The sequence below is a fragment of the Mesorhizobium sp. B2-3-4 genome (assembly GCF_006442315.1).
GTDB lineage: Bacteria > Pseudomonadota > Alphaproteobacteria > Rhizobiales > Rhizobiaceae > Mesorhizobium.
This window is the reverse complement of record NZ_VFVY01000022.1, coordinates 19,293-36,915: the sequence shown is the minus strand read 5'-3', so window position 1 is coordinate 36,915 and position 17,623 is coordinate 19,293. Positions and strand designations below refer to the sequence as shown.

Sequence of the window (17,623 nt, the reverse complement as noted above, 5' to 3'; positions counted from 1 at the left end):
GGACAGACTGCATCGCTGCTACCATGTCCATGGAGAGCGTACTTTCCACGCAGTTCGAAACGACCATACAGAGTTGCCTTTATCTGGCGGAACAAGCTGTGACCCCAAAAGTTGGGGTCACGCAAACTGCTATAAAGGCACACGCATGGCCTTGGACAGAGACGGATTGAAACTCGCAACCGTGTTGTTTCTCGCCGCATCGGCGGCACTGGCGGGATACAACGCCATCCGCGCCAGACGTGCGATTGTCAGCCGGGCATGCGGACGTGTGATGAAGATCGACGGCCTGCGCCTGCATTTTATCGAATCGGGCAGCGGCATGCCGCTGCTTCTCCTGCATGGCAATGGATCCATGGCGGAGGATTTCAAGTCGAGCGGCGTTTTCGATGAGGCGGCAAAGACCTATCGGGTCCTCGCATTTGACCGTCCCGGATTTGGACGAAGCTCACGACCGCGCGGACGGCACTGGTCCGCTTGCGACCAAGCCGACCTCATACATGCCGCCGCCGGCAGACTTGGTATAAAGAAATATCTCGTCCTTGGACACTCTTGGGGAGCCTGGATCGCCCTCGAGCTGGCGCGCAGGCATTCCTCATCGGTCGCTGGCATTGTGCTCGTGTCAGGTTATTACTATCCGCCACCGCGGGTGGATCTTGCACTTGCCGCGCTACCGGCATTGCCGGTGATCGGCACTGCCTTTCGCCATACCTTGCTGCCGCTGCTTGTGAGGCTTGCCTGGCCGTGGGCAATGAAGAAGATCTTTCAACCCGCCGTGATCGCCAGCGACTTCGCTGCATTCGCTAAGGATTTCGCCAGCCGCCCTTCCCAACTGCGGGCGGTTTGTTCAGAGTCGGCATCGATGCTGGCCGCGGCCCTGTGGAGGAAGGCCACCTATAAGGACATCTCCGTACCAACCGGCATTATGGCGGGATCTGGAGACCGGTTGTTCGATGCGGAAGGGGACGCACGGCGGCTGCACGCTGAAGTTGGCAGGTCTCTCCTTGAGGTGGTTCCGGGCGCCGGCCATATGGTTCATCAGAGCGCCCCACAAGCAGTGGTCGGCATGGTGCACACGATTGCAGCACGGCATGCCTCTTTCCAATCGACCCATCGGCGGCGACATGAGCCGCGTGCCGACGAGTTCGAGCCAGGTCCAGCTGCGCAAACGTTCCAGGCGGGCGACAAGTGACGCCGCATGGACGAGTCGTGGTTCAAACGGGGCTCTCAAAATGAGCGACCATCGTCCAGCCGACATGCAGTCGGTGCTCCACCAGAACATACAGTCCCTGGTCGAGCACAGGCGACAATACGAGGAGCGCCAAGGCGTTGAGGAGCGGATTGCCGGCGTCATTTCGCGCTTCGCGGGAAGCATGACTTTCATTTATCTGCATCTTGCAATTCTTGTCGTTTGGATCTTCGCGAACCTTGGCGCGATACCAACCATCCCAGCTTGGGACCCAACTTTCGTGATCCTCGCCATGGTTGCTTCGGTCGAGGCAATCTTCCTGTCTACTTTTGTGCTGATCAATCAAAACAGAATGGCCGAACACAGCGAGCGTCGAGCGGAACTGGATTTGCAGATCAGCCTTCTTAACGAACATGAAACCACCCGGCTGATCGAGATGGTGGCAGCCTTGGCAGCGCGTCTGAATGTCTCCACCCCGGCCGACAAAGAGCTGCCGCAACTGGCCGAGAATGTCGATCCCCGAAAGGTGATGACGCAAATTCAGCAGGCTTCTGAAGATCAGGAGGAAGCTTGATCGAAAGACCGCGCCGACGAGCCGACGCAGCGTACAACACGAGCGTACAGCTGAAGAACATTCGCTACGGCTGCTGTAGGCCGTCAATCGCCATCCTTATCATGGCACCAAGCTGTCGAAGCAACTGCAGACTTTGCCCGCAGCGGATGTGTGCAGTCTTAACCCGCTCGGCCTGACGGTGAGCTTAGAGTTCAATCTACTTCAACAACTTGACTCGGAGTAAGAGGCTCAACCGCATAATCTTGTCGCCATTTTCATCACGCACTTCGACAAACAATTGCTGGCCATCGACGCTTTTCAGTGACTCCCTCGTAAGGTCGATAAGGCCTTCGAATCCCGCGCGGCGGACCTCTGCCAGGCCGGCGCATTCGACGCCTATTTCGTCTTCGAAGGTCAGATCGCGATCGCCGCTGTCAAAGTAAAATCGTGCCATCGGAGGGCTTCCGTCACCACTGATCCGCGAGGTTACGTTGATGCAGGTAGGTGGCGTCGAAATCTCCTGCGTGAGTGAGGCCGGCCCAGTCCATGGCATGCACTTTTGATCCTGAGGTAGCGATGAGGCCGCTTCGTCGTAGTTCCTGGAGCATCCGGTTGACGTGGACCGTAGACAGACCCAATGCATCGCCCAGGGCTGCCTGAGTGATGGGAAGATCCGCTACGTGATCCTGAATGCGCCCGACGGAGCGCAAGCGAAAAATCAGTTCGCACAGAATGTGAGCCATGCGGGTATAGGCCTCACGTCTTCCCACATTGGTGACCCACTCCCTGTATATCGCTGCATCTATCAACGTCGACCTCCAAAAAGAGGTGGCAATGCGGGGGTGCTGATCGCAAATGCTGCGCAGAGTGTCGTGCCGCATGAAGCCTATTCGAGCCGGCGTAAGGGTCGTGAAGTTACAGTCCATAACCGCCAGATGCAGCCCATGCAGATCAGGAATGTCGCCCGCCACGAAGAAGGAGGTGATTTGTCGCTTGCCTTCGCCCGTATGTTTGGTGGAGCCAACCAGGCCATCCAGAACAACAAACGAGTACACAGGACGGTCGCCCTCGCGCACCAGATCGTGGTTGGCCAAATATTCCCTCTCCTGGATCGGTATACCTCTCAGAACGCCGCTATCGGCCTCTCGAAGATCCGAGATGGTCTGAAGCTTGCGAATGAGTACATCCGAGGATGAGGTGGGAGACAAATTGACTACCTAGCTGATGTTGGTGACCGAACTATTATTTGCGCCAAAAGTTCCCGGCGGGCCGCAAAGGGGATTCCGAAACGATCAACCTCGCGTGGTTATCTTCGCTTCGGCAATTCGGAATGCGCTACATATTGACGGCGGTGGAGGGCCACCGCGCGGCATGATCCCACGCATAGAGCGTTCTACCGGCGTCGAGCTTGATTTAAGGTATCGGGAATAACAGCAGCAGTCTTTTAGGGCAGCAAGGCATCAAGGCCGCGCACCGGGTGCCCGGCCCTGGAACACTATAATGCGCGCCGCCAGGAACGCGGTCGCTGCACTGAAGTTCTCCCGGTTAGGTTTCAGTGAATAGGCATTTCTCGCGGACGGGGTGTCGGACAAATCGATCACACGGATGATAGCGGGTTTGCGCTAGAGTCCCGCATCTTCAGCAATCGCGGCACCGGTGGCCGGCGAAATGGGGGGCAGTCAGTCGCACAAGCACATCATCCACATGACTGCCTTTGCTGCATGCGATTTAAGGCATGGTTCCGGCTTGGTGGGGCGTCATGACAACCATGTTCTCATCCAGGTGAGCCATGATCCAGATCGAGCCCAGAACCACTAGCGCCACAATCAACACGCCGAAGGCCAGGGCCAGGATGTTGTTGGTGTTGTCCGGCCCGGTGGTCAGGTGCAGAAAGAAGACAAGATGCACACCCATCTGCGCAACAGCGAGCACCACCAGGGCCGAGACGACCGCCGGCTGGTAAATCAGGTCGGTTCGAGCCGCCAGGAACGACGCAATGGTGAGCAGGATCGCGAGGCCGAAGCCAAGCAGGTAGCCCGCAAGGCCGCCGGCCAGTTCGTTTTCGGTTATGCGTTCCTCGCCCGGTGCTGAATCGCGGCGGTCTTTTATCTCGCCCGTCTTGCTCGCGATCTTGGTCATGACGATGCTCCCAGCAGATAGACCAGAGTGAAGATGGCAACCCAAATTATGTCGAGCGCGTGCCAGAAGAGCCCGAAGCAGTGGAGGCGCCGCAAAATGTCTGCCCGAAAGCCTTTCACCCACAGCTGCGCCATCATGGTGCCTAGCCAGAGCAGGCCCAGACTGACATGGGCGCCGTGGCAACCGACGAGCGCGAAGAAGGCTGAAAGAAATGCGCTGCGCGATGGGCCAGCCTGAAGGCCGATCATCACCGCGAACTCCTGCATCTCCAGAAACAGAAAGGCCGCCCCGAGCAGGCCCGTGACGAATAGCCAAAGCTGCGTGGCAGCCATCGATCTGCGGTAGGCCGCGAGCGTCGCCAGGCCACCGGTGAAGCTCGAAGTGAGCAGAAGGCCCGTCTGAACCGCAACGCGTGCGGGCTCGAACAGGTCCTTGCCGGTCGGACCGCCTGCGGTCGCCTTGGCCAGCACGGCGTAGGCGGCGAAGAGCGCCGAGAACATGATGATGTCGGACAGGAGAAAGATCCAGAATCCATAGGCGACGGTGACGAACTTCGAGGCCGGGCCGCCTTCTCCATGGCCGGTTGCGGATCTTGCGGCATGCCCGCCAAGCTCGTGTGGGTCGAGTGTCTGGCTGGCGGGGCTGATGTCGCTGGAGAACGCGTGATTGGTCATGCCGGGCGCTCCCGACTCCGCAGCAAGGTAGACCGCGCTGCCATGTGGTCGTGATCGATGCGCGCAACCTCGTTGGCGGGGATTTCATAGTCCCCGTGATCGCGCCAGGCGAAGATGACGAAGGTCGCGTATGCGCCGATGAAGCCGACAACCGCCAGCCACCATATGTGCCAAATCAGCGCGAAGCCGATGAGTGTGCTGAAGAAGGCGGTGACGAAGCCAGTCGGGCTGTTGCGCGGCATCTCGATCGGCTCGTATGCTTCACCCCTGTCGGGACTATGCTCCTCACTAGCCCGTTGCTTGATGCGCCAGTAGGGCTCTTCGCCTTCGACGTGAGGCAGCCGAGCATAGTTGAAGACGGGGGGAGGGGATGATGTCGACCACTCAAGCGAACGTCCATCCCAGGGGTCGCCTGTCTCATCGCGAAGCTTGTCGCGACGCCGAATCGAAACGAGAAGCTGTGTGATCTGCAGTGCGGCGCCGGCGATCATCACCAGAACGCCAAACGCGGCCACCCTTAGCCACGGCGCCCAAAGATCCATGTCGATATGTTGCAGGCGCCGTGTCATTCCCAGCAGACCGACGATGTAGAGTGGGACGAAGACCAGAATGTAGCCGGCCAAGGTGACCCAAAATGCCGCTTTTCCCCAGCCTTCATGCAACCGGAAGCCAAACGCCTTGGGAAACCAGTAGGTGAAGCCGGCGAAAGCGCCAAACAGCACGCCCGAAATGATGACGTTGTGGAAATGCGCAACGAGGAAAAGGGAGTTGTGCAGCACGAAGTCGGCAGGTGGGACGGCAAGCAGGACCCCGGTCATTCCGCCGACCGTGAAGGTGGTCACGAACGCCAGGGCCCAAAGCATCGGCGTGTCGAAGCGAACGCGCCCGCCATACATGGTGAAGAGCCAATTGTAGATCTTCACGCCCGTACCGACCGCGATGACCGACGTGGCGATGCCGAAGGCGGCATTGACGTCCGCTCCTGCGCCCATGGTGAAGAAATGGTGCAGCCAGACCATGAACGAGACGATGCAGATAAACATCGTGGCCGCGACCATCGAACGGTATCCGAACAGCGGCTTTGACGAGAACGTCGAAAAGACCTCGGAATAGATACCGAAGGCAGGAAGCACCAGGATATATACCTCGGGATGGCCCCACGCCCAGATCAGGTTGACGAACATCATCTGATTTCCGCCGGCTTCGTTAGTGAAGAAGTGGAAGCCGAGATACCGGTCCAGCGTCAGCATTGCGAGCGTGGCGGTAAGGATCGGGAAGGCTGCGACAATGAGCAGGTTGGACGCGAGCGAGGTCCAGCAGAACATCGGCATTCGCAGATAGCCCATTCCCGGCGCGCGCATCTTGAGGATGGTCGTCACCAGGTTAACGCCGGTGAGCAGTGTGCCGACGCCGGAGATCTGGATCGCCCAAAGATAATAATCGACACCTACGCCCGGCGAGTAGGTGGTTTCCGACAAAGGGGCATAAGGCAGCCAGCCGGTGCGCGCGAACTCACCGATCACAAGTGAGATGTTGACCAGCAGGGCTCCGGAAGCCGTCAGCCAGAAGCTGACGGAATTAAGCGTCGGAAAAGCGACATCGCGTATGCCAAGCTGCAGCGGCACGACGAAATTCATCAGGCCGATCATAAACGGCATCGCCGCGAAGAAGATCATTATCGTGCCGTGCGCGGAAAAGATCTGGTCGTAATGCTCCGGCGGCAGGTAGCCCGGCCCGTGGATCGCCAGCACCTGTTGCGTGCGCATCATGATGGCATCGATGAAGCCACGCAAAAGCATGAGCATCGCCAGAACAATGTACATGACGCCGATGCGCTTGTGGTCTACCGAGGTTATCCACTCGCGCCACAAATAGGGCCAGTAGCCCTTCACCGTCATCCAGCCAAGCATGGCGGCTGCTGCCAGGAAGACGCCGAGTGCCGCGCCGAGTGGGATGGGTTGATTGAAAGGAATGGCTGACCAATCGAGCTTGCCCAGCATCGTCATTCTTCCCCTTGCAGATGATGGGCCATCGGCGCCGCCGCCGCGGGTAATGCCTTTGGGCTCGCCTGTGACTCGCCGCCCGCGGCGCTCTCAGCGGGCCCCGGACCCGGCGGCAATGTCTGCCGAACGACTGCGTCGAACAGCCCAGGCTGCACATGACCGAAGGAAGCTGGCGCCACGTCTGTGCTTTGCCGGGCGAGTTCGCGATAAGCATTGGCGTTGAGCACGCCGCCGCCGCCACGCAGCGACGAGGCCCAGCGGGCGAAGGCATCGGCTGAGACCGCGCTCACATTGAAGTTCATATCCGAAAAGCCGTCGCCGCTGAAGTGCGCCGACTGACCGAAAAAGCTGCCCTCGCGGTCGGCCTGCAGATGCAGCTCGGTCTGCATGCCGTTCATGACGTAGATCATGCTGCCAAGCTGGGGCACGAAGAATGTGTTCATCACGCTGGCCGAAGTCAACTTGAAATGCACCGGAACGCCGGCGGGTATAACCAATTGATTGACAGCGCCCACGCCCTGCTCGGGATAGAGGAACAGCCATTTCCAGTCCAGCGACACCACCTGAATGTCGAGCGGCGGCTGCGCGGAGAGGATGGGTTTGCGCGGATCGAGCTGGTAGGATCCGTAGTAAATCAGCCCGCCAAGAAAAAGGATGGTAAGCGTGGGAATCGACCAGACGATCAACTCGATGCGCCCGGAATAGGTGAAGTCCGGGTCGTAGGGGGCGTTGCTGTTGGAGGCGCGAAATTTCCAGGCGACTGCCAGGAGTCCAACAAGCGTTGGAACAACGATCACCAGCATCACCGCCAGTGAGTTCAAGAGGATCATGCGGTTGGCCGAGCCAACGGGGCCCTGCGGGTCGAGCACGCCGCCCGCGCAACTCGATAAGATTGCGATTGCGGGAATCCAACCCAGTAGCCGCATCAGCATGCAGCCGGATGGCAGCAGTACTAACTTCGCCAGCAATCCCGGAAAGGACGCGTCTGTGGGGCACGAGCTCTTCGCACTCTCCATCTGAAGTTTTCCTCTGAACCAACTTCAAGGCGCATGGCCGGGGCCGCCCTCCGCCGAACGAAAGCCCTAACTGGCGCCTCCCAGGTTTGTTCCGCCTGTGCTGGTCGTCGGCGATCGAGCGGATTCCGGAAAGAGCAGTTCGCTGTTATCTGGTGCCACCCGCCCGGATTTCGACCTGGCCGAATTTGGAACAGTGGTGGCAGTCAGGCTCAGCTATTTCTGACCGTCGCTGGCTCGTGCACAAATTTTAATTGGCGGGGCAGCGATGGAGTACGGGTAAGTCGACCATCCCATGCAAGCGGGTGGAAGCCGCGACAGGGTGAAGCTTTCCAAAGGCCGCTGGATTTGCGGTTGCAGGCTGTCTGACTGGTTGAAGCTGGCCCGATGACCCTACCTTGGCCGGCTGCATTCCTGGCCGTCTCTAAGATACATGGTCGAACAGGATGGATTTATCCAAGCCCTGTGTCGGCTCAGGCGGCCATTCACCGTTCGGCGTCATGTCATCGACTGTCTCAGGTAGATCCCTCGTAATCCTTCTGATTAGCTCCTCGCGCGCAAGACCCGTCTGCATCGAAATGGACGTGAGTGTCCCTTCGTCCACTGCCGCTTCGACGTCCCTCGGCTCGAGTGGCTGGTTTGGCCCACTGCCAACCCACGAATCGACCTTCGATCCTGCCCCCACCTCCCTCAACTGGTCGAGGATCTCACCAAGGTCAGCCGTGGACACGCCATTTGTTATCTGAGCCAGAATTCTGCGTTGCGGGTCGTTTGGATTAAGGAATCCCGCTTCCGGAATCAACTCGCTGAGCTTGTCACGATTTTGGTAAGCCAGAACGCCAAGCATCGCGATAGCCAATCTTCCGAGATTTGCCATTGGTTCCTCCACGGGTTGGGGCCATGTGCGGATTATGCCAGTCCTGGCGAATGCCGACGCGTGTGGGCAAGAACACTTCTTGCCGGCCGGCTCGCTGGCAGAGGACGCCTCCTTCAGGGTACTCGTGTTCCATGTGACGTCTGATCCTGACGCAGGATTGCGGGGGCTGACCGCAGTCGCCCTGCGGTGAGCGACGCCCTAACTGGCGCCTCCCCGAATTGTTCCGCTTGTCACAGTTGTGGGCGACGATGGGCGCGCGATTCTCTACGGATAACTACCTGCTCGAGAGATGGTGTCTGCCCAACGTGCCCATATTCAGAACGAAGGCGGCTCGCAAGCGTCAGGTATTTGCAGCCGTCGCTGGCTCGCGTACGAATTTCAATCTCGGCGGGACGGCGAATACCGTGAAGCGCTCAGCCAGGCTGTCAAGAGCTTTACGCATGCCCACTCCGGCGGCAGCTGCACCGTGTCCAGTGATGACCATCTGCGGGTTCAGGGCGGCCAGATGCTTCACAGATCTTTCCGCCGCATCCCAGTCCGGCGTGAAGTAGCGCGGCGGACCGTGCATCTCGAGATCCTGAACGGCGACCTCATAGACTGACTCCTGACCGGTGGTGATGAAAGCGTCCCCTACGATCAGCGAGCGGTCTTCCTCGCGCCAGAGGGAAATGTGCCCAGGCGCGTGCCCGGGTGTGTGCAGCCATTGCCATCCAGGCATTCCGGGGACCGTTCCGTCGGCGGGCAAGAGTTCTAAACGGTTGCCAAGATCGATTGGCCCGCGTGGAAAGAGCGGCGAAAGCAGCGCCATCAGTCCGCCCCCGACCCAGGGATCGGGTGGCGGATAGGATTCGGTTCCGTCCAAATAGGGATGCTCGAGTCGGTGCGCGAAGACGGGCACATCCCACTTATTCGCGAGGTCCAGAACCGTTCCCACATGGTCGAAATGGCCGTGAGTCAGGATAATCGCGGCAGGCCGCGCGTTGGTGCCAAACCGCTTTTCCGCGACTGCAAGAATGCTGCTCCGAGACGTCGGCAACCCTGTGTCTATCAGCACCCAATTCCGATCTCCGCTGCGCGGTGCGCCGAAGAACACGACGTTGACGATCGCCAGCCGCAAATAGCCTAGGTCCGGTGCGATGCTCCAGGCGCCGTCGCCATGATCCTCGCGCCTGGCGTGGTCGATCTCGGAAAGTCGAATCTGAACGGTCATGATCCGTGCCTCTGTTGTTGCTGCGCAGCCGCTCGAGTTCATCGGCGGCGGTGGTATATCGCCCCGAACTTGGTACGGCCCTCCTTGTTCCTTCCTCATTCGCCTCCCGGATCGCCGACAGTCCACCACCGAAACAAAGGCTCGGCCAATCGATTTGGCATAACCCGATCACGCAAGGACGCTGACTGAGCGAAGATGGCGCGCGCCCCGATCGGTTGCGCTATCTTGCCATCGCGGTTTCCGGTGCGAACACGGCAGCCGAATTCGAAGCCGACATGCAAAGGAGGCTTCCAATGACCGAAGTGGGACGCGCTTGTCGGAAATGTTGCTCGAAGTTGCTTTTCGTAAGGTAAGCCGATGTTCGTTGCCGGGACCGGCTCGGCGGCGTCGGGCGGCCCGGCTTGGCTCCACCCCGGCTTGGCTCCACTATGTCTGCGACGAAGTGCGTTGCGCGATCTGGAGCCTCGACCGAGGGTATGTGCTTGTTCCCGACAACCGCTTACCCAGGCTGGGACAATTCGCGACATGCGGAGGTGGGTTTGTTTTCCGTCATCCAGGCTGAGGGCGGCAACACCAGCGCAAACCCGCAGCAGATGCAACTGTCAGCAAGCCTTTGTGGCGAACACGACGCCGTGAACACGGCGCCTCGGGGCGGGCGAGCGTCTGTTGGAAACGCTGCCCGCCTGTGGATCAGCTTTTTGCGGTCGCCCCGGCCTCTCGCAGCTTGGCATACCGCATCGTGACCTCACCCAGGTTTTCCTTGAGCCAATCGGCCATCGCTTCCTCCTCGCTCAGATTCTGCTTAAGGGCCTCTTCAGCATCCTGGAAGCCCCCGGCCTCGGCGAGTACCAGCAGAGAATTGTAAGCAGCAATCTCGTAGTTCTCGAACGCAAAATTCGCCAGGCTGTTCTTGATGATCTCGTCGCCGGCCATCGAATGGCCCATAGCTGCAACGCTGCCAAGCATGGACAAGGCAGTGTCCTTCACAGTGGAGTGCTCCTCATCGAGGCCCTCCAGGACGGACTCGAGTCTTGTGATCTGGCCTTCGGTTTCCTGAATGTGCCGGCGCAAGCGATCGGCCACCTCCGGATAGTTCTCTATGCGCTCGACCTGAGGCTTCATGATCGACAGCGCCTGATTTTCCATAGCGTGCGCGTTGCGCAACCCAACGATGAATATTTCTCGGCTTTCCGAGTTGAAGTGCGTGTCCATTGCATTTCTCCTTTCTGATTCCCGCCCGATCTCCCGCTTCGAAACCTATCTTCCCGGCTCGGCCAACAACGGCCCCTCTGTGCGCGCCCAGGCCGGGACGCTTTTTTGGATGCGCGCGAATGTGGCCAGAGCCTGTCCGACCACCTGGTCCATGTTGTAGTAGCGGTAAGTTGCAAGCCGACCGACAAACCACACGTCGGGGCAGCTTGCCGCGAGTGCTTCATAGCGCTTGTAGAGCACTTCGTTTTCAGCCCGCAGGACCGGATAGTAGGGGTCGCCGATGTCCGTGGGGTATTCGTAGGTCAGGCTGGTACGCGAGCTCTGCTGGCCGGTCAGATGTTTGTACTCGGTAATGCGCGTGTAATCTTCCGTCTGGGGATAATTGACGACGGCAACCGGCTGAAACTCGTCGCGGTCCAGGGTAACGTGCTCGAAACGGAGCGAGCGGTAGGGAAGATGCCCAAGCTGCCAGCCGAAATATTCGTCGATCGGGCCGGTATAAATGATGCGTCTGAACGGTATCTGATCACGAATTTCCCGGAAATCGGTCCGCAGCATGATTTTGATGTTCGGCTGATCGAGCATGCGTTCGAACATGCGCGTGTACCCGCCGGCCGGCATCTTCTGGAAGCTATCGCTGAAATAGCGGTCGTCACGGTTGGTCCTGGTCGGCACTCGTGCCGTCACCGATTTGCTCAGTTGGCTGGGATCGACGCCCCATTGCTTCCTCGTGTAGCCGCGGAAGAACTTTTCATAGAGCTCGCGCCCCACGGTGCTGACGACAACGTCCTCGGCCGTGCGGACGTCCTCTACCGTCTCGCGTCGCGAGGCGAAGAAATCCTCCAGCTGCGTTGAGGTCAGGTCCAGCCCGTAAAGGCGGTTAATCGTGTCGAGATTAATCGGGATGGGAACGAGCTTCCCGTCCACCGCAGCCAGCACCCTGTGTTCGTATGGCCGCCACTCGGTGAATTGAGACAGGTAATCGACGATGGCCTGGCTGTTGGTGTGGAAGATGTGCGGCCCGTAGCGATGAATAAGGATGCCGGCTTCATTGTAGCAATCATAGGCGTTGCCCCCGACATGACTGCGGCGGTCGATCAGGAGAACGCTTTCGTGACGCTGCGACGCTATCCTTTCGGCAAGCACGCTACCGGCAAACCCTGCGCCGACGATCAGCCAGTCGAACATGGCTATGCTCTCCTGCGAAGCGGGACGACCTTCTTGCGTTGATAGGCGCCCTCGATGTGATCGGCCATGGCAGTCCACGTTTTCTGCCAGGACATGTCGTGGAGATAGGCGTCGACTTGCTGCAGGAGCATCTGCCGCGGTCGTGAAAGAACCGAGCGCAGCTTGTCTTCCAGATCGTCGCAGTCGGCGATTTCCACCAGCCCGGCGGCGCCGTAACTGCGCACGACATCGACGATCGCCGTCGAGACCACAGGCAGACCCGCCGCGAGGAATTCGGGCGTCTTGGTCGGGCTTATGAAACGGGTCGCCTCATTGAGTGCAAACGGCATCCATCCGGCGTCCCAATGGCGCAAATAGTCGGGTAGATCGCAGTAGGCTTTCGGGCCCAGCCAGTGCAGGTTTTCGGCCTTAGGCAGGCTTGCAGGGTCGATCTTGACGACCGGGCCGAGCATGATGAAATGCACGTCCGGCATGGTCTTTGCCGCCAGTGCCACGAGATCGACGTCCAGCCGCTCGTCGATAACGCCGAAATACCCAACCCTCGGGGATGGAATGTCGGCCTGATCGGTTGGGTCCTTTCCTGGCCGTCTTGCGGTGTGGAAGTGCCTCACATCGATGCTGCTCGGAAAGGGAAAGATCGCATGATGCAGATGACGCTTGGTCTCGAAGAGACTTAGCCCACCGGTAAAAACCACATCGGCGCGGCGCAGGAGGGCCTTTTCCATCTGACCCAGTTCGGGAGGCGCATTCTTGAACGCGGAGAGTTCGTCCATGCAGTCATAGACGCATATGTCTGGGTCGAGGTACTCCGTGAAGCGAAGAGCCATCGGCGTGTAGTACCAAGCGATCAGCCGGCCGTACGGCATAGAAGCTATGGTCTGCTGAACAAATCTCCACTGGACGGCATCTGCTTTGGCAGATGACATGCCAAGCGGCAGCACTGGCGTCACAACCAGAATGTCTGGCGATGCCTCGCTGGTCCGCAGCAGCGGCTGAGACAGTTCTTCGAAAACAGGTTCTTCAAAGTAGACTACCCTGTTATGCCCGGAAGCGAGAGTGAGGAGATGTTGCGGACGTTGATGAACGAAATTCCATCGCAAATGGGAAAAGCAGATCAAAAGACTTTCGATAGGGACATTTTTACTATCGGTCACCCGGCCAAAGGCTGCTTCCATTGACGTATTCCTCTAATTGATATTCATTTATAGTTATTTAGGTCGCGATTAACGTTTGTTAATCGCGATCGAGGAGAAATAAACTTCGGTAGCGCTCCTAACTCTCAATCAGGTGAGTTGTTCCAAGGTGGGATGGATAGCCAGTCTTCGCCCAGCGAAGCGGAGATCAGGTTGGCTGGTAAAGCGGCTGTGGAGCTCCAGCGTAGGTGAAAGCGTGTCGAGCAAAGGGAATTGCCGGGGAGAACCGCCTTGCCGCATTTGAGTTGAACTCGTCGGCTATAAAATGTGCAGCAGATCAATTGATTCGCCTGCCTCGCCGCGCAAGAGCGAGTGCCAGGCGGTTTCCGGGGCTGATATGAAGATCGACTTTGACAGCAACGTCTTTCCGCTGTTTCATCCACTGAGCGTGGATGATCTCAAGGACCCGTGTCCTGTCTTCGATGGCACTCTGTGGCACGTCTTCGGATCAAGCGGCACCGTCACCACCGAGACGTGGAGGATCCTGCATGCAACAGCGCCGGATCTTTATGGGCCGTGGGCCGAACATGAACCTATAGAACTCCCCATCAACGGCACGGGTGTCGCGGCTCCCGGAGTTATCCACGAGTGCGGCGTCTTCCACATGTTCATCCAGACTGAGTTCATGAGGTCCGGGGGCCGCTGCGAACATGCGGTTTCCAACGACGGGTTCCATTGGGTGGTGCTCAGCCCGGCTATTCTCGCCATCCCGGACACGGAGGAGGACGGCATTTACGATCCGCATCCCGCAGTCATCGGCGGTGGGCGCTACCTGGTCTATTCGGCCATGCCAAAATTCACCAGGGTCCCGCAGCCCGACGTTTATCTGGCGCGCAGCCAGTCCGACTCCTGGTTCGGTCCCTGGAAGCGGATCGGCAAGATCCTTGACCACAATGAGGTCCCTCACCACAACACCAGAGATGATCCCGACTACGAATGGGGCATCGAGGGCGCGCAACTGATCGAGTTGCCTGACGGCCGAGTGCTTCTCAATGCCACTTGCTTTCTTCCGAATGGCTTGAGGGGAAACCGGCAACGGGTGTTTTTTGCCATCGCCGATGAGGTTGGCGGGCCTTACGTCTCGATTGGCCCGGTGCTGGAACCAGGCCAACCTGGAGAGAACGGCCATTCGACAGTGATGATCGAAGGCAGCCAGCTTTCATTGTTTTACCAGAGCCGGGTCGCTACGACCGACCATCGGTGGCGCTACGGTTTGGCCAAATGTGACGTCGCTCTGTTTTCAAAGGTTGCATGATCCCAGGCAGCCATTCAGCATCCGCGTTCGCCCGAACGGCTATTGTCGTGCGCCTTAAGATCCGCTGATGCCAGACGTTCCGGTACGAGGTCCCAGTCAAGTGTTTGCTCGTGCGGAACGAGGGAACATGCGTCCGCCACCGCGAGCTCGGCATCCTCTAGGGACCTAAATGACGCCGCCGCCTCGGCCCTTCGGTCCGAGAGTCTCCCGGCTCGCATTTCTCCGCCAACTGCAGAGCCGTCTCGGGATGCTTGCGGGTGAAGATGCAGGTGCTCGATACAGCAGTACACACCGCGCCGGAGGACGACGTGATCGAGTCTCTCGGCGAAGGAAGGGAAAAAACGCGGTGACGATAATCTTGCCCGACCCGCACCTCGGCCCGATGATGCGGCGCCCCTCGGCTGCGCCATGCAGATGATGGTCCAGTGCTTGTGTTCGGAGGCGCGGCAGACGGATACAGCCGCCAGAGCAATCCTTTTCCCGACAGGCCGGCCGGCGCCGGACAAGCGTATAGATATTCAAAAACCATGATGAGTCGGCGTGCGAAACGCCAGCAAAACACCCAAGATTGGGGGTGCCCATGATTAGGCACACCGGTCGGCGATCGATCTCGGTCAACGATGTGCCTCTGCATCCGCGGGAGGGCGGGCCGGTGTGGGGTTCGCGACGGCAGCGCAACATAGTTGCTATCGGTCGATTTCGAGGAGACCAGACGAGGAAAGTCCGCGGTACCCGACGACGGGGATCCCTGCTTTCCGGCGCAAGGGAGACGGGCTGCGCTCGGAACTAGCGCGTTTGCTGCAGGCGCGCGCCGGGCTGGATGCAGCCGGGATCGCAGATCTTCGGCTGAACAACGGCAGAGGCATTGAGCAGGCCGGACAAAATCCCGTCGGAGCTATCGAGGAAACGCAGGCCAATGTGGCCCACCCGCCTGTTCGACAGAAAGACATAGCTATACGCCGGCATCGCCAGGTCGCTGAGGCAGCGATCGCGGCATCAGTAGCGCTGCCTGAGGCGTCGAACGGGGTATCCAGCGCAATTGCGGTCCATTGCCTGGCCCGCAGCACTCGGCGGGACAGGCCGCCATTCTTGATCTGCGGTGTTGCTGACGACACGCGTCGAATGAGCGCCCATCGCAAATGCACCTTGCTCATGGAACATCTCTGGCCAATCGAAGTTCGGGAGTACGGAGGAACGAGTTCATGAACAGTGTCATTTATCTCATCGGTCTCATCGTTGTCGTGCTCGCGGTCCTCTCCTTTCTCGGTTTTCACTAGGTGACCCATGCAGCATGATGATGGCCAAGGCTTGCAGCCCACTGAATTTGATAAGGTGAAGAGCGAAGTTTCAGACACGCTTCTTCGAGAGAAACAACGTGCAAGCGAATTGCTTCACGATGCTCGCGACGAAGTGGCCAGCAAGGCCGGCGACTACGCAACAGAAGCCACGCAGGTCATCTCCGACAAGGCGGAGGCGGCGCAGCGCGACATCGCATCGAGCCTTGCGGCATTGAGTGGTGCGCTGCGCGCGGCCAGCGATCACCTGGCCAACAACGATGAAAGGACCGCTTCGAAATTTTCTCTGGACGCCGCCGGTGGTCTGGAGCGGCTTTCGTCCTCGTTGAAGCACAAGCCGTTCGGACAGGTCCTTGAGGATGTGCAGTCCTTCGGCCGCCAAAATCCGGGTGTCCTTCTTGCTGGGTCGGTGTTGGCAGGACTGGCCCTCGGCCGATTTATCAAGGCTTCTCCGCCAGAAAGCCGGGTAGCACCTCAGGATGCGTCGGGAGAGACCGACTCGCAGACTGCTCAACCAGCTGACCAGTCGGCTGACGGGTCTTGGGGAGATGACCGTATCAGCGACGATGTCGCCGAGCAGCATGCGGAGCAAGAACGATGAACACGCAAGACAATCCCAGCCTCGCGACCCTGGTGACTGATTTGGCCCACCACGCCACCACGCTGGTGCAGACCGAAACCAGGCTCTTGCGCGCAGAGCTGTCCGAGAAGCTTTCCAAGGCTGGAACGGGCGCCGCCGAGGTGCTGGGCGGTGCGATCTGCCTACTCGCGGCGCTACTCGTGCTGCTGCAGGCACTCGTCATCGCCTTGACGCGGGCGGGGCTAGGCGCCGGCTGGTCCTCCCTGTTGGTAGGCGGGGTCGTGGCAATTCTCGGCGCCATCCTGCTGCGAAACGGGATGGCGAGCATGGCGCCTTCCGAACTCACTCCTGATCGAACCCAGGAACAACTCAGGCGCGACGCGAGTGTGATCAAGGAGCAAGTAAGATGAACGGGAAATCCGCAGCCGAACTTGAACGCGACGCGGAGGCCGCGCGTGCCAGGGTGGTGGAAACCGCCGAATCCATTCGAGGCAAAATGACCCCGGGACAATTGCTGGACGAATTCACCGGAATCTTCTCCAGAGGAGAAAGCTCAGCCATGCTCAGCAATCTTAGAAAGCAGGTCAGGGATAATCCCCTGCCGGTCACCATGGTGGGCGCGGGCCTGGCTTGGTTGATGTTCGGCAGCGGTATCTCGAATTCCCGTGGTCCCTCGGCGCGTGGGCAACATGATGAAGGGCGGGCGGGCGGCTTTGGCAGTGCGTTCTCGGGTGCTGTTGAATCGCTTTCATCCGCTGCAAGCACCGTCGGCGATACGGTTTCGAGCACAGCCGAGAGACTGGAGAGCAATATGGCCAGTGCACGATCGGCGACTGGCGACATGGCTGCAAAGGCCGGCCGCTCAGGTCAGGAGCTGCTGAATGACCAGCCGTTGGCCGTCGCGGCGGTCGGTCTCGCCATAGGTGCCGCGATAGGTGCCATGCTGCCCCACACCGCAATGGAGGATGAGCAACTGGGCAGCTATGGAGATAAGCTTCGTAACAAGGCCGAGGCCACGCTGAAAAAAGGTCTTGATGAGGCGAAGGAAGTTGCAGCCGAAGCTTATGAGACAATCAAGCAGGAAGCTGGCTCACAAGACATGCAAGCAGGCACGATGGCCGACCAGTTCGGCGACATCGTCAGGTCTGCAGTTGACAGGGCCGGGGATTCGGTGCGCGAACGGATTTCCGATTCCGGGCAGGAACAGTCTTAGCCGGGTGCGAATTTGGTCCTCATCCGAAAAAG

General features: G+C 59.3%; 18 protein-coding genes. 6 read left to right on the top strand and 12 right to left on the bottom strand.

Features of this window, described 5'->3' with window-relative positions:
* Window positions 1-166 precede the first annotated feature (166 nt).
* Window positions 167-1,189: an alpha/beta hydrolase gene (locus FJ967_RS27105; protein ID WP_246675399.1), complete on the top strand. Its 1,023-nt coding sequence runs from the start codon at window positions 167-169 to the stop codon at window positions 1,187-1,189.
* A gap of 40 nt (window positions 1,190-1,229) precedes the next feature.
* A complete protein-coding gene (locus FJ967_RS27100; protein ID WP_140735378.1) occupies window positions 1,230-1,760 on the top strand; it encodes a DUF1003 domain-containing protein in 531 nt (176 codons plus the stop codon).
* 196 nt (window positions 1,761-1,956) lie between these two features.
* Here the strand turns inward: FJ967_RS27100 and FJ967_RS27095 are convergent, their stop codons facing one another.
* From FJ967_RS27095 to FJ967_RS27040, 11 genes are all read right to left on the bottom strand, one after another.
* Entirely contained in the window at window positions 1,957-2,193 is a 237-nt protein-coding gene (locus tag FJ967_RS27095) for a hypothetical protein (protein ID WP_140735377.1), read from the bottom strand.
* Window positions 2,194-2,206: 13 nt separating this feature from the next.
* Window positions 2,207-2,833 carry a Crp/Fnr family transcriptional regulator gene (locus FJ967_RS27090; RefSeq protein ID WP_246675398.1) on the bottom strand — a complete coding sequence of 209 codons (627 nt, stop codon included), beginning with the start codon at window positions 2,831-2,833 and terminating at the stop codon, window positions 2,207-2,209.
* Window positions 2,834-3,467: 634 nt separating this feature from the next.
* Window positions 3,468-3,878 carry a cytochrome o ubiquinol oxidase subunit IV gene (gene cyoD / locus FJ967_RS27085; RefSeq protein WP_140735375.1) on the bottom strand — a complete coding sequence of 137 codons (411 nt, stop codon included), beginning with the start codon at window positions 3,876-3,878 and terminating at the stop codon, window positions 3,468-3,470.
* Window positions 3,875-4,552 (bottom strand): cytochrome (ubi)quinol oxidase subunit III, encoded by a 678-nt coding sequence (locus FJ967_RS27080; protein WP_140735374.1) that lies wholly within the window; start codon window positions 4,550-4,552, stop codon window positions 3,875-3,877. The genes cyoD and FJ967_RS27080 overlap by 4 nt, the downstream gene beginning before the upstream one ends.
* On the bottom strand, window positions 4,549-6,552 hold the full coding sequence (gene cyoB / locus FJ967_RS27075) for a cytochrome o ubiquinol oxidase subunit I (RefSeq protein WP_181176158.1): 2,004 nt from the start codon (window positions 6,550-6,552) through the stop codon (window positions 4,549-4,551). Before cyoB ends, FJ967_RS27080 begins: the two co-directional genes overlap by 4 nt.
* Before the next feature lie 2 nt (window positions 6,553-6,554).
* A complete protein-coding gene (gene cyoA / locus FJ967_RS27070; protein ID WP_140735372.1) occupies window positions 6,555-7,571 on the bottom strand; it encodes a ubiquinol oxidase subunit II in 1,017 nt (338 codons plus the stop codon).
* 421 nt (window positions 7,572-7,992) lie between these two features.
* Window positions 7,993-8,445, bottom strand: coding sequence for a YidB family protein (locus FJ967_RS27065; RefSeq protein ID WP_140735371.1), 453 nt, complete (start codon window positions 8,443-8,445; stop codon window positions 7,993-7,995).
* Between the two features lie 340 nt (window positions 8,446-8,785).
* Window positions 8,786-9,655 (bottom strand): MBL fold metallo-hydrolase, encoded by an 870-nt coding sequence (locus FJ967_RS27060; RefSeq protein WP_140735370.1) that lies wholly within the window; start codon window positions 9,653-9,655, stop codon window positions 8,786-8,788.
* Window positions 9,656-10,345: 690 nt separating this feature from the next.
* Window positions 10,346-10,867: a ferritin-like domain-containing protein gene (locus tag FJ967_RS27050; RefSeq protein ID WP_140735369.1), complete on the bottom strand. Its 522-nt coding sequence runs from the start codon at window positions 10,865-10,867 to the stop codon at window positions 10,346-10,348.
* 45 nt (window positions 10,868-10,912) lie between these two features.
* Window positions 10,913-12,055, bottom strand: coding sequence for a UDP-galactopyranose mutase (gene glf, locus FJ967_RS27045; protein WP_140735368.1), 1,143 nt, complete (start codon window positions 12,053-12,055; stop codon window positions 10,913-10,915).
* Window positions 12,056-12,057: 2 nt separating this feature from the next.
* Complete coding sequence (locus tag FJ967_RS27040) at window positions 12,058-13,230, bottom strand: glycosyltransferase (RefSeq protein WP_140735367.1); 1,173 nt, start codon at window positions 13,228-13,230, stop codon at window positions 12,058-12,060.
* Between the two features lie 355 nt (window positions 13,231-13,585).
* Between FJ967_RS27040 and FJ967_RS27035 the strand changes: the two genes are divergently transcribed.
* Window positions 13,586-14,503, top strand: coding sequence for a hypothetical protein (locus FJ967_RS27035; protein WP_181176157.1), 918 nt, complete (start codon window positions 13,586-13,588; stop codon window positions 14,501-14,503).
* Window positions 14,504-15,289: 786 nt separating this feature from the next.
* Here FJ967_RS27035 and FJ967_RS27030 read toward each other — a convergent pair.
* Complete coding sequence (locus FJ967_RS27030) at window positions 15,290-15,469, bottom strand: hypothetical protein (RefSeq protein ID WP_140735366.1); 180 nt, start codon at window positions 15,467-15,469, stop codon at window positions 15,290-15,292.
* Window positions 15,470-15,787: 318 nt separating this feature from the next.
* Here FJ967_RS27030 and FJ967_RS27025 point away from each other — a divergent pair, with 318 nt between their 5' ends.
* Genes FJ967_RS27025 through FJ967_RS27015 form a run of 3 tightly spaced genes read left to right on the top strand, consistent with a single transcriptional unit; the run spans window position 15,788 to window position 17,591 of the window.
* The gene (locus FJ967_RS27025; protein ID WP_140735365.1) at window positions 15,788-16,399 is read left to right on the top strand and encodes a hypothetical protein; all 612 of its coding nucleotides are present in this window, start codon (window positions 15,788-15,790) and stop codon (window positions 16,397-16,399) included.
* Window positions 16,396-16,788 carry a phage holin family protein gene (locus tag FJ967_RS27020; protein ID WP_140735364.1) on the top strand — a complete coding sequence of 131 codons (393 nt, stop codon included), beginning with the start codon at window positions 16,396-16,398 and terminating at the stop codon, window positions 16,786-16,788. The genes FJ967_RS27025 and FJ967_RS27020 overlap by 4 nt, the downstream gene beginning before the upstream one ends.
* Complete coding sequence (locus FJ967_RS27015; RefSeq protein WP_140735363.1) at window positions 16,785-17,591, top strand: DUF3618 domain-containing protein; 807 nt, start codon at window positions 16,785-16,787, stop codon at window positions 17,589-17,591. The genes FJ967_RS27020 and FJ967_RS27015 overlap by 4 nt, the downstream gene beginning before the upstream one ends.
* Window positions 17,592-17,623: the final 32 nt, after the last annotated feature.

Bases quoted from the DNA above. Each gene is read 5' to 3' on its own strand.
- FJ967_RS27030 (WP_140735366.1), bottom strand. From the start codon at position 15,469: ATGCCGGCGTATAGCTATGTCTTTCTGTCGAACAGGCGGGTGGGCCAC.
- FJ967_RS27035 (WP_181176157.1), top strand. From the start codon at position 13,586: ATGAAGATCGACTTTGACAGCAACGTCTTTCCGCTGTTTCATCCACTG.
- FJ967_RS27050 (WP_140735369.1), bottom strand. From the start codon at position 10,867: ATGGACACGCACTTCAACTCGGAAAGCCGAGAAATATTCATCGTTGGG.
- FJ967_RS27025 (WP_140735365.1), top strand. From the start codon at position 15,788: ATGCAGCATGATGATGGCCAAGGCTTGCAGCCCACTGAATTTGATAAG.
- FJ967_RS27020 (WP_140735364.1), top strand. From the start codon at position 16,396: ATGAACACGCAAGACAATCCCAGCCTCGCGACCCTGGTGACTGATTTG.
- cyoD (WP_140735375.1), bottom strand. From the start codon at position 3,878: ATGACCAAGATCGCGAGCAAGACGGGCGAGATAAAAGACCGCCGCGAT.
- FJ967_RS27100 (WP_140735378.1), top strand. From the start codon at position 1,230: ATGAGCGACCATCGTCCAGCCGACATGCAGTCGGTGCTCCACCAGAAC.
- glf (WP_140735368.1), bottom strand. From the start codon at position 12,055: ATGTTCGACTGGCTGATCGTCGGCGCAGGGTTTGCCGGTAGCGTGCTT.
- cyoB (WP_181176158.1), bottom strand. From the start codon at position 6,552: ATGCTGGGCAAGCTCGATTGGTCAGCCATTCCTTTCAATCAACCCATC.
- FJ967_RS27080 (WP_140735374.1), bottom strand. From the start codon at position 4,552: ATGACCAATCACGCGTTCTCCAGCGACATCAGCCCCGCCAGCCAGACA.
- FJ967_RS27040 (WP_140735367.1), bottom strand. From the start codon at position 13,230: ATGGAAGCAGCCTTTGGCCGGGTGACCGATAGTAAAAATGTCCCTATC.
- FJ967_RS27065 (WP_140735371.1), bottom strand. From the start codon at position 8,445: ATGGCAAATCTCGGAAGATTGGCTATCGCGATGCTTGGCGTTCTGGCT.
- FJ967_RS27095 (WP_140735377.1), bottom strand. From the start codon at position 2,193: ATGGCACGATTTTACTTTGACAGCGGCGATCGCGATCTGACCTTCGAA.
- FJ967_RS27015 (WP_140735363.1), top strand. From the start codon at position 16,785: ATGAACGGGAAATCCGCAGCCGAACTTGAACGCGACGCGGAGGCCGCG.
- FJ967_RS27060 (WP_140735370.1), bottom strand. From the start codon at position 9,655: ATGACCGTTCAGATTCGACTTTCCGAGATCGACCACGCCAGGCGCGAG.
- cyoA (WP_140735372.1), bottom strand. From the start codon at position 7,571: ATGGAGAGTGCGAAGAGCTCGTGCCCCACAGACGCGTCCTTTCCGGGA.